Origin of the sequence: Paraburkholderia sp. IMGN_8, assembly GCF_038050405.1 — a bacterium.
GTDB lineage: Bacteria > Pseudomonadota > Gammaproteobacteria > Burkholderiales > Burkholderiaceae > Paraburkholderia.
This window is the reverse complement of sequence record NZ_CP150900.1, coordinates 4200481-4214651: the sequence shown is the minus strand read 5'-3', so window position 1 is coordinate 4214651 and position 14171 is coordinate 4200481. Positions and strand designations below refer to the sequence as shown.

The 14171-nt window shown below is 58.6% G+C and carries 13 protein-coding genes and 1 pseudogene; 8 read left to right on the top strand and 6 right to left on the bottom strand.

Features of this window, described 5'->3' with window-relative positions:
• The first annotated feature begins 19 nt into the window (after nt 1–19).
• The 4 genes from WN982_RS19155 to WN982_RS19140 all read left to right on the top strand — a co-directional run bounded on the left by WN982_RS19155 (nt 20) and on the right by WN982_RS19140 (nt 4610).
• Nucleotides 20–2209, top strand: coding sequence for a DUF3274 domain-containing protein (locus WN982_RS19155; RefSeq protein WP_341313472.1), 2190 nt, complete (start codon nt 20–22; stop codon nt 2207–2209).
• Complete coding sequence (locus WN982_RS19150; RefSeq protein WP_341313471.1) at nt 2206–3834, top strand: DUF2875 family protein; 1629 nt, start codon at nt 2206–2208, stop codon at nt 3832–3834. Before WN982_RS19155 ends, WN982_RS19150 begins: the two co-directional genes overlap by 4 nt.
• 29 nt (nt 3835–3863) lie before the next feature.
• A complete protein-coding gene (locus WN982_RS19145) occupies nt 3864–4250 on the top strand; it encodes a hypothetical protein (RefSeq protein ID WP_341313470.1) in 387 nt (128 codons plus the stop codon).
• Between the two features lie 99 nt (nt 4251–4349).
• Nucleotides 4350–4610, top strand: coding sequence for a PAAR domain-containing protein (locus tag WN982_RS19140; protein ID WP_341313469.1), 261 nt, complete (start codon nt 4350–4352; stop codon nt 4608–4610).
• A gap of 178 nt (nt 4611–4788) precedes the next feature.
• On the opposite strand, the gene WN982_RS19135 is transcribed toward WN982_RS19140, so the two are convergent.
• The 5 genes from WN982_RS19135 to WN982_RS19115 form a co-directional block, all read right to left on the bottom strand.
• Nucleotides 4789–4875, bottom strand: a complete 87-nt coding sequence (locus WN982_RS19135) for a hypothetical protein (RefSeq protein WP_341315843.1) — start codon at nt 4873–4875, stop codon at nt 4789–4791.
• Nucleotides 4876–5197: 322 nt separating this feature from the next.
• A complete protein-coding gene (locus tag WN982_RS19130) occupies nt 5198–7549 on the bottom strand; it encodes a DEAD/DEAH box helicase family protein (RefSeq protein ID WP_341313468.1) in 2352 nt (783 codons plus the stop codon).
• A 132-nt stretch (nt 7550–7681) separates the two neighbouring features.
• Nucleotides 7682–8194, bottom strand: coding sequence for an antitoxin Xre/MbcA/ParS toxin-binding domain-containing protein (locus WN982_RS19125; protein ID WP_341313467.1), 513 nt, complete (start codon nt 8192–8194; stop codon nt 7682–7684).
• 111 nt (nt 8195–8305) lie between these two features.
• Complete coding sequence (locus tag WN982_RS19120) at nt 8306–8425, bottom strand: MbcA/ParS/Xre antitoxin family protein (RefSeq protein ID WP_341315842.1); 120 nt, start codon at nt 8423–8425, stop codon at nt 8306–8308.
• Nucleotides 8426–9031: 606 nt separating this feature from the next.
• Nucleotides 9032–9712 (bottom strand): glutathione S-transferase family protein, encoded by a 681-nt coding sequence (locus tag WN982_RS19115; RefSeq protein WP_341313466.1) that lies wholly within the window; start codon nt 9710–9712, stop codon nt 9032–9034.
• Between the two features lie 282 nt (nt 9713–9994).
• Here WN982_RS19115 and WN982_RS19110 point away from each other — a divergent pair, with 282 nt between their 5' ends.
• Complete coding sequence (locus WN982_RS19110) at nt 9995–10456, top strand: Rrf2 family transcriptional regulator (protein WP_341313465.1); 462 nt, start codon at nt 9995–9997, stop codon at nt 10454–10456.
• A 541-nt stretch (nt 10457–10997) separates the two neighbouring features.
• Here the strand turns inward: WN982_RS19110 and WN982_RS19105 are convergent.
• The gene (locus WN982_RS19105; protein WP_341313464.1) at nt 10998–11507 is read right to left on the bottom strand and encodes a DUF1269 domain-containing protein; all 510 of its coding nucleotides are present in this window, start codon (nt 11505–11507) and stop codon (nt 10998–11000) included.
• 465 nt (nt 11508–11972) lie between these two features.
• Here WN982_RS19105 and WN982_RS19100 point away from each other — a divergent pair.
• The 3 genes and pseudogenes from WN982_RS19100 to WN982_RS19090 form a co-directional block, all read left to right on the top strand.
• A pseudogene (locus tag WN982_RS19100) lies at nt 11973–12095 on the top strand (DUF3293 domain-containing protein); the annotation flags it as partial.
• Nucleotides 12096–12152: 57 nt separating this feature from the next.
• Nucleotides 12153–12665: a hypothetical protein gene (locus WN982_RS19095; RefSeq protein WP_341313463.1), complete on the top strand. Its 513-nt coding sequence runs from the start codon at nt 12153–12155 to the stop codon at nt 12663–12665.
• A gap of 355 nt (nt 12666–13020) precedes the next feature.
• Entirely contained in the window at nt 13021–14169 is a 1149-nt protein-coding gene (locus WN982_RS19090; RefSeq protein ID WP_341313462.1) for a c-type cytochrome, read from the top strand.
• Nucleotides 14170–14171: the final 2 nt, after the last annotated feature.

The window sequence follows — 14171 nt, the reverse complement described above, 5'->3', positions numbered from 1 at the left end:
TCTGACAGGATGTACCGGTATGACGGACACCAAACAACACGTCACCGCCAGCGCTACAGCGGTCACTGATCCGAATTTCAACAATCAGCCGCGACTTGTCGAGGTCCCTCCAGATCGTCCCGGGATCGTAATTTTCCTTCACGGCGTGAACGACCCGGGGGCGACCTATCAGAACGTCGAGCGCGGCATTTGCGAGGGACTGAACTGGCGATTGAATCGTACGGATCTTGCAGCCGGGGAGTACGGTGCTGCATGGCGTGACGCCAAACAAAAACAGGCGGAGGCCAGCAAGAACCATACGAAGCTCACGGACGCAGATAAGGCCGTCGTTTACGACCCGGATACGCACCTTTACAGACGCACAGATACCGAAAAGACCAACAGCGTCTTCATTCCGTTTTATTGGGGGTACAGAGCTGCGAACGGTGAAATTTCCAAGGATCGCCAGGGAAATCCTATCAAGCTGCGCAGCCAGCATCAGGATGCCAAAGGCAATCGGCTGGATGCCCATTTCGCCAAGGAGGGGGGCTACTTTGACAACGCGACCAACAACATTCCAGATATGTACGGCAAGGGATTTGAGCTCGGCGCGAAAGAGTACGCTGCTAGACAGGCTGCCGATCGATATACGTACATTGGGGAAAGCCCGGTGAGACTCTATTTCGTACTGGCCGCGCATCGACTTGCCATGCTGATCCGGCAAATTCGCGAAGCGAGCACGGGGCAAGGGACCAGTGACGAAACGATAACGGTGATCGGCCATAGCCAGGGAACCATCATCACCCTGCTTGCTCAGGCGATCCTGGCCAAGGAGAGCGCGCGTCTCGCTGACAATATCATCATGGTAGACAGCCCGTATGCGCTATGGGAGAACGACGACGAGAACCAGACGTCGCAGGCGAAGCTCAAGACGTTTGCGAATATCGTTGAGGCTGTTACCGGCGCCCGGCATCAGCAACCCGCCTTGTCCGAACTCGCGTGTACTGACCAGAACCCGAGCCATAGGGGACGTACGGGTTCCAAGTGGTCACCGGCGCAGGGCGTGCGTCCACTCGGGGCCGGCGGCGCAGACGTTCAATTCAACGAGCGCGATAACCGCGGCAAGGCCTATTTGTATTTCTGTACAGACGATACGGTGGTCGCCCTGAACAATATCCGCGGCATTGGAACCTATGGCCTTCCGAACAGTGTGACTGCCGTGGCGTTGGGGTCGACCGCCAGCGCCTGGGCAAAGTACGTCCAGTTGGCTGCGATGGACGCGTTCAAGAAGGCTCCAAGCCGCTTCGCGTTCTATCAACGCCTGTGGACCAAATTGAAGCGCGATGGAAAGCCGGTTCCGGTCGGCCTCGCACCACAAACGATGACTGCACGCATGTCGAACGAGCCGCGCTTCCCGGGAGGCTCCAGTACGTCGGCGGCAGCAGTGACACAGCACCCCTACCGCACAGCTTGGTCGGGTGCTCCCGTGGACGGAAGTCTTGATCGTTGGATCAATGGTGAGCAGATTGATCCACCCTATGCGCCCAATCTGTTCGGTAGCGAGACGCGCGACAAATGGGGTAACCCGTCGGGCCAACTTCCGGTGGATGCTGTGGGTGTGAATGTAGCGCTCGGGAATCCGAATGCGGAGTACGACTGGAAGTTGATCAAGGACATTCCGTCTTCTGTTTTGGCACAGGCTGGTCAACAGAAGACTCAGGTGACTTCGGCTGCAGTGGTGAAGCAGTGGTACAACAGCCAGCAGCAAGACGAAAACGACCAGACGAGCGATGTGTCGTCGCTTGACGGCGTAAATTTCATGCGCCGCGAAACGCCCTACGAAGTGCGGGCGCGTCTGACCGGGAAGGACGCTACAGACAACAACTATCACTCTAGCATCTTGAACGATGCGGCGAACGTGCGCGAGATCGCGGCAATGGACGTGGCGATCGGTCAGGCGAAGACACTAGACGATCCGGATTGGCGGGCGACCCTGATCGCGTTTGCCGATTGGCGCACGAATTGGGAAAAGGTTTCGCCCAAAGTCAGTGCCTGCTTCGAAAAATTTAGCGATGACGCCAAGGATCTCGCGCACGCAACCCAGCAGTACTACTACGCGGGGAAATTTCCCGAAGAAAAGTATGTGCCACGGACGTGGCCGCCTCTCGTCAAAAGCCAAACCCATGATGAGCGCGCGAGCGGAAAGAACGACCCAGGGGTTGCCGCATGAAAGCCGTGACGCGTCCGCAGTCGCGCGCTTATCTGGCGTTGTTTGTCGCCTGGTCGGCGGGCTGGACGGGATACAACATGATCAGGTATTACGATGTCTGGTCGAATACGCAAATCGAGGCAACAGGGATGGCGAGAAATGTCATGTGGGGAATATTGGCAGGAGCGGTTTTTTTGGCGATTTTGTTCTTTGGTGCATGGCGGCTTCGTGCTGGATCTCCGACGGCGGCAACCGGTACCGCAGCCGGTGCATCCCTGGGTGCTGTGCCTGCATCTGCGAGTGCCCTTTCGTCAGCTGGAGCCGCAGAGCCGCGCCCGGATCGGTTGGAGTTACGTGGCGTTGGCGTGCGTGTGGATGTGTGGGCGCAGACCGATCTATGGCAATTCCTGAAAGGGCAGAAAGACGCGTATCGGAGCGTGCTTTCGAATAAGCCCAAGGATTACCCAAGCGATCGCGATTTTGTCCAGGACAAAGCCTCGGGAGCACTTGGGTCGTCCTTCAAGTACAGCGCAGGCGAGGGTGTTGAGCGCTGGCCGACCCCGGTGATCATTTTCGGGCCGCCCAGGAGTGCGGGCCGGAAAACCAATATAGGCAGTTTCATTACGACGAATCGTCAGGAGGCAAGCCTGGCTCAGCACATGCTCCTGTCCGCACAGGCGGTCAACGTCGACAACCCGCAGGCCCAGATCGACTATTTGTTCGATTTCTTCGACCGGAATCCGACCGTTCCCGAAGTGCTGATCTACGGTATGGACGGCCTGGCTGTTCGTAGCTGGTTCACACAGAACGACGTGCCTGCGGGACAGTATGTACCCTCGCAATTTGATGCGATGGTAGGACTGTTGGTTTCCCGATCGGACCGGGTGAACCATTACATGCGTCCCTATGTCAATGACGATCCTGAAGGTGCGGGCGCCGACGACAGGCAGTACGACACGATAAAGCTGGCGAATTTTTTCTGGAATGTCAGTTCCGAGCCCAAGGATGGCTTCGACGTCTCGCCGCCGTCGGTGGAGCACTGGCAGTCAAAGTTGCCGCTGTTGTGGCAATCGCTAAGCAACAAGGGGCCAGGTTCGTTCAAGCCGGATGACTGGTTTCCGGCGCGTTGGGCCCGGTGGCAACTGAAGGAGTTTGATGATGCACCACTGCTCGGGTACCTGCATCGCCCCGTTGCAGTGAGTCTAAAAGACGCTGACGGCCATCCACTTCGCGGTGGGGCTCAGGCCGATGCATTGCGCGCAGGTTGGCAGAAGGTGCAGACCCAACTCCCGAAGGGCGATAAGGTCGCACGGCTGTTCTTCGACAGTGTCGCGACGCCGTCGGTCCTCCCCCTGCTGCATACCCTGGACGCCGACGACCGTCTTGATCCAACAAATCTCGCGGAGGGTTTCGACGTCGGTCATCGTCTTGGCAACCTCGGCATCATGGGGCCAATGGTTGGGATAGGGCTGTCGACGATGGCAAGCTACGATGCGGGGCATGGCAGTGTTACCGCCAACGTGACGCCGGATGGTGACCTGCATTTCATGCTCGTTACACCGCCGGATGCTGCGGAAAAAACTGCCAATACACAGGTCCGGAATCTACCGGCCGATCCTTTCGTTCATCTGGTTCCAGGAGGTTAAACAGTGTCACTCAGCAAATAGAGCAGAGTTTGAACGCAGAAAAGCGAGACATGCGAATCCGGATCGACGAACAGGCGGGGAAGTATGCAGTTGCCCTCCAGAATGAGACGAATGGTCCGTGGCTTCCGTTTTCTGGTGGCCCGTATGAAGCGGCGCCGGCTTCGCAATTTAAGGAGATAGCGGGCACCCCTTATCTTTCGCGAGAGTCAAAGGCGGTTCCTGACGGCGTCAGACCGTCAAAAGACGTGCCTCTGAAGACTCTGATCGTACCGGGCACTGCGGTGTTTTTGTTGATGCCGCCAGGCTGGTTTCAGCGGAACAGGGAGACGAATGTCTCGTATGACTCAGATGTTGTCGTGGTCTTTGGCGCGACGCATGGTGGTACAGCAAAACCGGCACTGCTCTGCCGCGTTTGACGTCATTGCGCTTTTGTTATGTTCACTTCGCTATACGCATTTGAGTAACGTATCGGGACGAACGGCGTCCCGGTGCTTTTCCGAAAGAAGGATGAGGTCATGAACCGCCCGTTCATTTGTCTGGGAGACAAGCATAGCCACGGAGGCAGGGTCGTCACTGGCGCGTCCCAATCTGACATTAACGGTAAAGCGATCGCTCGTGTTGGCGATCGGGCCGTATGCAATGTTCACGGTTCTGTCGTCATTGTCTCGGGAGACGCCAATGTCACCTTTGACGGAGCGGCCGCCGCGCGCGAAGGCGACAAGCTCAGCTGTGGCGCGGTGTTGATCGCGGAGCAACAAGCTACGGGAAGCGAGTGATGCGCTGGCTGTGACTGCAGAGTGGCGCACATCCTCTGCTTCGACTGGTCACTTAGGCCGAGTAGACATCGCAGGGCAGAAACGGGCTGAACCGCCTCACTGAGCGCGCATCCGACTCCTTGACCCGGACCATCCGGGCCTTGCATTTCGGCCAATGGATGTGCGCGGGATACCCTGTTTATGAAGTGAACCGATAGTCAGAAAGTTGACTTGCGTTGGCCTCTTCAACGGCCACGAGCGTGTCCTGAATGAACTGCACTGGCAATTCCGGATTATCTTCAACGGCCTTTCCGAGGCGCGCCCAATACTCGATCTATCTCGTGACAGACCAATGTTTTTCCGCGGCGTGCGACCTTGCTAGTTCGATCAGTTCGTCAGATAACTTGAACAATGTCATGATGTAGCCCCTAGCCGAAGATACCAGGTTAGCAAAAAACACATTAGAACAACCTTGTCACATTCCGTGCTGCACTTTGCGTAGTAGTTATGCTGATGGCTACGCGATTCAGTCAAGAGGACGGCGACAACTCAAGAAATGCTCGTTGTCGTTAGCACGACCAGACCCCGGATCATAATAGTTGCTCAGCCTAGCGCACGCTTTCTACCCTATACCCCATGGCCCGATAACCCGTCTGGCGCTTGTCCCACATCCGCAGCAGTCCTGGGTGTCCAGCGTCTACGAAGTCGATGACACGCACATCGACCTTGGTCGCATGTTCTCTGTGAAGGCGGCCGGCATACTGTTGCAGGGTCCCTTTCCACGAGATTGGCATCGCAAGAACGAGCGTGTCGAGTGGCGGATGATCAAACCCCTCGCCGACGAGCTTGCCCGTCGCGAGGAGCACGCGAGGCGCATCAGCGGCAAACGCATCGAGCTCTTCAGTTACCAGATTGCGCTGCTTCTTCGACATCCGTCCATGCAATGTGAAAATCTTTTCGACTCTTCCCACCAAAGCCTCCTGGATGGCCGCAATATGATCGGTGCGCTCAGTCAGAACGAGAATCTTCCGCCCGCGGGAAAATGCATCTGTGACCTCGTTTGCAATGGCGATTGTCCGCTGAACATCGGCGGCGACCTGTCGGAACACGTCCTGAATGCCTGCCTCGGCCGGCAGATCGATTTTGCCCGGCCAGATCCTCGGTATGACCTCAAGATCGTGAGGGGCCGACTCCGCGCGGGAGGCGGTATGCCGGATAGGGCCGCACTGCATGAATATGATTGGATGCTGGCCGTCCCGGCGGATCGGCGTCGCCGTTAATCCCAAAACGTACCTCGCCTTGACCCGCTTTAACAGTGCTTCGAACGAAACCGCCGATATGTGGTGACACTCGTCCACAATCACTTGCCCGTAGTGTTCGACCAACTCACTCGTCTCGCCCTGTCGCGACAGTGACTGCATGACAGCAATATCAATTTTCCCACTACGCTTCGCCTTGCCGCCACCGATCGTGCCGACGATGCCCTTGCCGACACCGAGAAACGACTGCAGCCGCTCTTGCCATTGCTTGAGTAGTTCGGTCCGATGGACAAGCACCAGCGTGTTCACACTTCGTCGGGCGATCAGAGCAGCGGCGCTTACTGTCTTCCCAAACGCCGTGGGCGCGCATAGCACGCCGGTGTCATGTCGCAACATTGCGGTTACTGCGGTTTCCTGGTCCGGGCGCAGTGTGCCCGCGAATGTGACATCGAGCGGCTCCCCTGCGAACCGTTCATCATGGATGTCGCAGCGGATCTTGTTGTCACGAAGCAGATCCTGCGCTGCCTCAAGACACCCGCGCGGCAATGCAATGTGCTTCGGGTAGTTTTCAGCGCAACCGATTACCCGCGGTTTGTCCCATACTGGAAAGCGCATTGCCTGAGCTTTGAAGAACTCGGGATTTGGAAACGCCGCGAGACGAATCAGCCGGTTAAGCAGAGGCTGGGGAAGCGTCGTTTTCTCGAAGTAGGCCAGGTTTGCCAAGGTGATAGCGAGCGATTCAGGCATTGGGCCGGGTAGCTTGCTCCCCAACATCGGGCTGGACTTCCACGGTTCCTGTTCGTCCTCGTTCGTGATGAACGTGACGTCGAGTGGGTGCGTCCCACCTGTAGCACCTGAAATTGCCGATTCGATTGCCTCAGGGGCAAGAAGCTGGAGTGAGGCCAGATACGCCCATTGGTCTGCATAAGGTCGCAGTTGTTCGTCCACGAAAACGCTGCAACCGCTCTCGCGCGGTGTCTTTTGTAACGGTAGTGCAATCAGATTGCCGAAGCCGCCCTTGGGTGCCGTATCCTGGTTTGGGAACAGCCGGTCGTAGGACGCCAGTTTCAGTTGCCGCGTTCTTGCGCACGTGTGACTGATGATCGCGGTACCTAGGCGTCTCGCATCGCGCGCGGGTACGGCGGACTGGAAGAAAATCCATACGTGAGCTCCGTTGCCGGAACGCGAGACCTCGAGCGCCGCCGGCACACCCAATTCACGGCATGAGGACCTGAAGGCTTGTGCGTCTTCCCGCCAGTCGGTGTCGTCGAAATCGACTGCGAGAAAGCGACAGGTGTCATTTGCCAGCAGGGGATAGACGCCAATCGTATGTCTGCCGGCAAGATGGTCATAGATGATCTGGTCGGACAGCGGTATGAGGAGCCGGTTTCCGCAATCAGAGCATTTGATCCGGGGTTTCTCGCAGACACCCGGGCGCCATTCGTTGGCGCACGCCGGAGAGTAGCCCGACTTGCCTGCTTTACTCTCCCATCTGATCGGGTACGTGTCGATGCGGCCCTGAAACAGGCGACGGAACAGGACGACCTTCTCATCCGTGTTCAGGCGCGAAGGCTCAGGTTGCGGCGAGGCAGCTGGCTTGGGCAAAGGCGGTCGCGCATCGATCCCGTGCGCGTCGAGCAACGCCAGAAGTCGCGCGTTTTCGGCGCGCAGCTTTTCCACCTCGTCGGAGTCGGATGTCATCGAGAACGTACTTCGCAATTGGTGTGTTGCCAGCTCTGCAGATGGGCTTTCAGTCGCGGTGCAGATGAATCGTGCGTCGACGATCCATTTGCGCCAGGCCAGGCTGCCGGGGTGTCCCGTTTCCGCTTTCGTTCAGGCGCAAACTCCGTATGCGAGCCGCAGCAGGATGCTGCGAACGCAGTCGTAGCCAGTTTGCGTATCGAGCAAGTCGAGCGGTGCTTCGTCGCGCAAATGGATGTTACGTTTGAGCATCCATTCGCTGGCTAGCTTTGGATTTTCGAGAACATCTGTTGCCAGTTCATGAATCAGGACGGTTCGAGCTATTAGATCTGATTCGCTGGCGCTGAGTGGTTTGCAGGATGAAATTTTGCGTCGCACGACGCTGGGCGAAAGACGGAGGCTACGCAACAGAACGGGCAGCGATACTTTCAGCAGATCCTTGGAAACGCTGCGGGCGACGTTGGCGTCCATTCCCTGTCTGATTTGTTGTGCCTGCTCGATGGGGGGCATCGCCAGGAACGCGCCGATGACGTTTCCGCGGGGATGAGCAGCAGACCGACTCTCTCCCCGGTGTGTCGGACAATCATCTGCTCCGTCAACTTTCTTCGGCGTTGCTCGTGGACGTGATTTCAGCGCCTTGCCCATGTGCCGCCTCCTTTCGCTTTCGCGCTCTCCGACTTCAGCCCGCTGATCCAGTGAGCGCCGTACCATCGGGATTGTCACGTACGCGTCCGTTTTGTTGGACGGACGCATTCCTCACATATATGCGCCGCTTTGCATTCGCGCAATTGTCGAAGAAACCAGCGCGACGCCCTCCGGTGTGCCAAGCAGTTCGATTGGTGGTCGCGACCCGAGCGCAGGGGCTGGGGTGTGCAACCAGCGATTCAACCATGAACTGGCGTCGAATCCGTCCGGATTGCCCAATGCCTCGAATGTCAACGGTTACCAGCTGATCATAGCCCCATTCAATTGCCCAATAAACAAGGGCCGCACATGCCTGTCGGGCCCCGACGGAACAAACTGCAAAGAAATACGGCTCGTTTCGACAAAGTGCAAAAATATGCTTCGTGGTGCGTTTTGTCGCGAGGCTGAGAGCCTTATCGCGTCGTTATCGCAGTGCAAAAATATGGTTCCGGGTCACTGCAAAAATATCGTTCTTGTCTCAGATTTGCCTGTAACCCTTTTTGTTTTCGTGGTCCGTGTAACCGCTGTGTAACCGGATTCGGTCAACCTTGATCCATCTCGATCCATGCTGCGACGCGGGTACCTGTGCCTGCGACGGGGCATTGGACACGCGTAGCGCTGGGACGCTCCATAGAGCGACCCGCACTTCCGCCTATGTCGCCCCGGCAACTCATGGCTGCTGCTTCTGCCATCGAAGCTAAACTCGATCGTCCGAAACGGCATGGCACAGCAGCCCACGCGCCGGTACAGCGCGATGCTGGTAAGCGACGGGTTGTCCGTATTCGCGGAGCAAGCCACCTAGGCAAAGATATTCGTCTGCTCTTGTAGATGCCGAGACACCTCCAGCATTTCTGCTGGGTATTTTGGTGGATGCATTGATGGTCTTTCGCCCATACGAGCGAACCAGGCCAAAAGCTTCGGACAGTCGGCCGGAAGCGGCACGCCGTAGAACTGACTTGTGAATTCGATCAATGCAGCGGCGACGCAATCTGCAATCGTCGGAGTCGAACCAAATAGAAATGATCCGTTCTGTTTCGCTTCGGCGACACGGAGCTTGTTCACATAGCGTTCCGCGCCGAACGCCGCCGCCGCCGCGTTCGGGCGGTGTCGATCAGCATTGACGGGACTGCCCTGGCGCGCCCATAGGCCGAAGAATGAGGTCGCCTCGTCAAAGATTGAAACCAGCTCACGCGTGACGGCGCGATCTTCTGGCGTTGCTCCGAGCATGTTGCGCGCCGGATATTGTTCTTCGAGATACTCAAGGATTGCTATCGATTGTCCGATCAGCAATCCGCGCCCGTTGTCGAGCACCGGTAAGGAGTGTGCCGGGTTGAGCTTCAGAAGGAAACCATCCGGCCACAGCTCGGGTCGATGCGGGAATTCGACTTCGACCAGCTCAATGTCGGTAATTTCCTTCTCGGCGAGATAGGTTGCTATTCGACGAGGATAGGGTCCCCAGCCAAAATTGTAGAGTTTCATGCACAAGCTCCAAGTGAAGGTTGAGGGGCCGACTGGCCGCCCGGAATACACCCTTTGAATGCACAGGCGTAACGGCCACACCGACGAGAGCGACCGTTTGCCCTAGGCTGTGGCAGATGTGTACCTTTCGACTATCTTGTATCATTGATAGTTACATGATGGCACGGAAGCACTCATCATGAAACTCTGATTGTTACAAGATAATCTGATGATTGCCGTGTCGAACAATCTGGCGAGCGTCAAGCAACGACGCCAGAACGGACAAGAAAGGGGTTTGATTGAATGGCGCGCGACAATCGACTGTCACGAATTCTGCATGTCCTCATACATTTCGATCAGTGCGATCGCGGCATGACTTCCGATGAAATCGGCACAATGCTTGGCACTAATCCCGTCGTCGTGCGCCGAACCATGGCGGGACTGCGCGACAGAGGTTACGTCAGTTCAGAAAAGGGGCACGGGGGTGGCTGGACGCTGGCACGGCCGCTCGAACAACTTACGCTTCTTGATATCTATGAGGCTATAGGCGAGCCAGCGATGTTTGCCATGGGACTTGCCGAGGAACATCAGCAATGCCTCGTTGTGGGCGCTGTCAACAACACCCTGAACGACACGCTCAACGAAGCGCGTGAGTTGATCCTCAAGCGATTTGAAGGTGTCACGTTGGCGGACATTTCCGCCGATGTCGAAACGCGTCTGAACGCCCATGAGTCGACCTCAAAAATCGGCTCTCGGAAAAAATAATAAGCCACGACAAGGCAGCCGCCGGACTTGCCACGATGGCGCTCGTCAAGCGCCGCCTGCGCACAATCGTCATCGACCAGATAGGCACGAGCCGATTGACGTCGCGATACCGTCAGTGGCGCCGCGCACGCACCGATGCATCCTTCTACCTGGTCCAGCAACGACGTGCCTGACAAGAGGGCGAACGTCGCCTTCGGCGCATCAAAACGGCGACCATTGAGCGGCCACACGCGCTTCCTGGTCGCGTCGACGTCAAGCTCATTCAGCAACCTGATTAAACAGGGCCAGTCCCAAAACAGCATCTCCGGTCCCTGGCACTATGGTTCATGCACCTGAATCGGCTCTACACGCTGTCGCTGGCACAACGGCTGGTCTCGGGGCGCAACGGTCATTCAAATGTCCGATTGCCGGCAGCGATGAACGACCCGTCATGGCCGATCACTGCCTCATGCGTTCGGCATGGATTGGCCGGCCTCTGCGTTTCTGCAATCGGCTGCAGTCGACCAGAAGGGGGCGCCGATGGCCTCGTCTCGACTGCTTCTCAGGGGAAGATCGGTGTCGTGGGCTCCCCGCCTTCGAGATCGACCTTCGGAAAATGCTGCGCGACCATCTGCTCGATCTCTTGTTCGCGCGACCCAGGCACGTCGGCCATGATCAGGAGCTGGCCGTCACGTATGGCGTCACGAAAGCGCTCGAGTCGTGCATTCGGTTCGTCGACGCCGATCATCGCGGCCGTCCAGGCCCCGAAGCCGGCACCTGCCAACGTCAATGCGACGACGGCTCCGCCCGCAATTGCGAGTTCCGCGGGAGGATACACCAGTGCCACGAGGCCGAGAAGCGCGCCGGTCGCACCGCCGAGCGCCACGCCGCGTTCGAGCGAGTGCACGACGTCGCTGCTTTGCAGCAAGGATGCCTCGGGTAATTGTTCGAGTGCGACACTGTGATTCGCGAGGACATGGAGATGTCGCCATGTGATCCGCGCCCGCAGCAAGTCGTCTACGATTGCCTTCGCCGTCGCCGTGTCAGGTACGAGGAAATAAAGACGTCTCATGTCGGCTCTCCATCAATCAAGCATTCCCCCAACGGGTCCATACTGTTTATCGTACGCCTGCCGCAGGCAATCAGAGGGCGTAGGTGACCTAAATTAAGCAAAGAAAGGCGCGCGGAGCGATGCGTCTGTTATTTTCGGGCGCGGCTCGAGTTATCGCCACATCTCGTGCAGAGCGAGGCATCACAGTGTTCTGCCATTCTCGAAAACCCGCATACACAACACCTGAGGCTGTCTCTACATTGAGCGCGTTGGCTTTAGGCCAGTGTGATATTGGCATAAGTCCTCGCAGGAGAGTTGTTGGGGTACCTCCGCTGCCCGGGCACGCCGGTACAAGAGCTATGCCGTGACATCCTGTGCCTTTTTGCGTTGCGCCAAATCAGACGCCCACAACCGCGCGGCGCAACAATCTCCGTTCCATGTCGCACCGACACCCGCCGGCGCGCTCGCCAGAACTGATCGACGCGTATCGCCGACCCCGCCATCGCCGACACGCTGACGCTGAACTTCGAGCAGAACGCCGTGGTGCTATGCAACGCGCAGGGTTTTTGTACCTTGCGTTGGCGCCCATATCTGCCATTCTGGAGCTAAGCGAGTGGCGCTTTCGGTACCTGAGTGCTGAAGTTGAACTGTCAGCAAGGAGGTCGTATGGAACTGGACATTCAATCACACCATTGGGAACGGCGCATGCCCGACTGGCTCGCCGCTGCCGCGGCCGGTCTTGTGGGTGGTGCCTTGGTGATCGTGCTGGAATTCTTCTGGTCGACCATGGTGCTCAATGAAAGCCCGTGGCGACCGACCCACAAGATCGCGGCGATGGTGATGGGCCCGCGTGCGCTCGAACAGATGTCGCTCTTCAGCTTTGGCATCGTGGCGACGGCGCTGGTCCTGCACTACGTGCTTGGCGCCATCATGGGGATGATTCTCGGAGCGGTGATTGCGCCTTTCCGCTTCGATTCGAGCGTGGGCATGGAGGCTGTCATCGGGGTGGCCTTCGGGATCGTCGCGTATGTGTGGAACTTCTATGTCATGACGGCCGTGTTCCCATGGTTCGTCTCGGAGCGGGGTTCCGGACCCTTGTTGGCAAACCTGCTGTTCGGTGTGGTCACCGCCATCGTCTACGGCATGCTGGAACGGCGCACGCAGGGCGCGATGCACTGACGCGCCGTTTTTTCCCGCCGCGCCGATGGGGTCTGTTCACGTGTGCGACATACGCACCTTGCACACGTGAACAGACCCTAAACACCCGGCGCCCTCGGGAGCCGGCCGCCTCGGCAACCAATGCTGGAGGCGGCCGTTTTGCATTGCATCGCAGCAAGTGACTCCTCCATTCGCGCGATCCGTATTCATGGGGCGCGCTTCACCCTTGCGCTGCCTTGCACGATGCAGAGGAGAGGACTACCTTTGCTCTAGAGACGTGCCGGCGCAGACAGTACCGAAGTACGGCAAGGCGGCACAACAACGCCAGGAGCGTTTTGTTAGCGGCTCCAGCGAGTGACGCGCAGCGAGGTGGGCTATGGCGCTTGCGATTGCCCTGATCCTGATCATCGTATTGGCGGTGGGGTTTCACTTTGCCAGTCCCTGGTGGATCACGCCGATCGCCTCGAACTGGGTGCGCATGGACGACATGCTGACGATCACGATCGTCATTACCGGCGCGCTCTTCATCGCGATCAACCTGTTCATCGTGGTCGCACTGGTGCGCTACCGCCACCGCAGGGGGCATCGCGCTGCTTACGAGCCGCACAACAAGCGGCTGGAATGGTGGCTGATCGGCCTGACCGCTGTCGGCGTGGCAGCATTGCTGGCACCGGGGCTCTTCGTCTACGCGGACTACATACGGCCGCCGCGCAACGTGCTGCAGATGGAAGTGCTCGCCCAGCAATGGCAATGGCGCTTCCGCTTTGCCGGCCCCGGTGGCAAGCTGGGCACGACGGACGTGCGCTACATCAGCAACGACAACCCCTTCGGCTTGAACCCCGGCGACCCCAACGGCCGCGACAACTACCTGATCGAGACGCCCGAGGTGCACCTGCCGCTCAACCGGCCGATCCAGGTCCTGACACGGTCGCGCGACGTGCTGCACGACTTCTACGTACCGCCGTTCCGTGCGCGCATGAACATAGTGCCCGGCATGGTGACCACCTTCTGGTTCACGCCGACCAAGGCAGGGCGTTACGACATCCTGTGCGCGCAGCTTTGCGGTATCGGGCACGCCAACATGCGCGGCGTGGTGGTGGTGGAAGACGAAGCATCGTTCTCGCGCTGGCTGGCGCAGCAGAGCACGTTCGCGCAGCGGCAGCAGGCCAAGGTGCAGGCCGCACCCGCCGCTGCAGGCGGCAGCGCCCAGGCGCTCGCTGACCAGGGCAAGACGCTCGCAGAGGCCAAGGGCTGCATCGCCTGCCATACCGTGGACGGCAGTCCGCGCGTGGGCCCCACCTGGAAGGGCCTGTACGGCAAGACCGAAACGATGGCCGACGGCAGCACCGCGAAGGTGGACGAAGCCTATCTGCGCGCCTTCATCCGCGACCCGAAGGCCCGCGTCGTGAAGGGCTTCGCACCCATCATGCCGAACTTCGACCTGAGCGAGCAGGAGCTGACCGCGCTGGTGACCTACATCGAATCGCAAGGCGGCCCGGCCGCCAGCAGCGCAGCCCAACCCTAGCG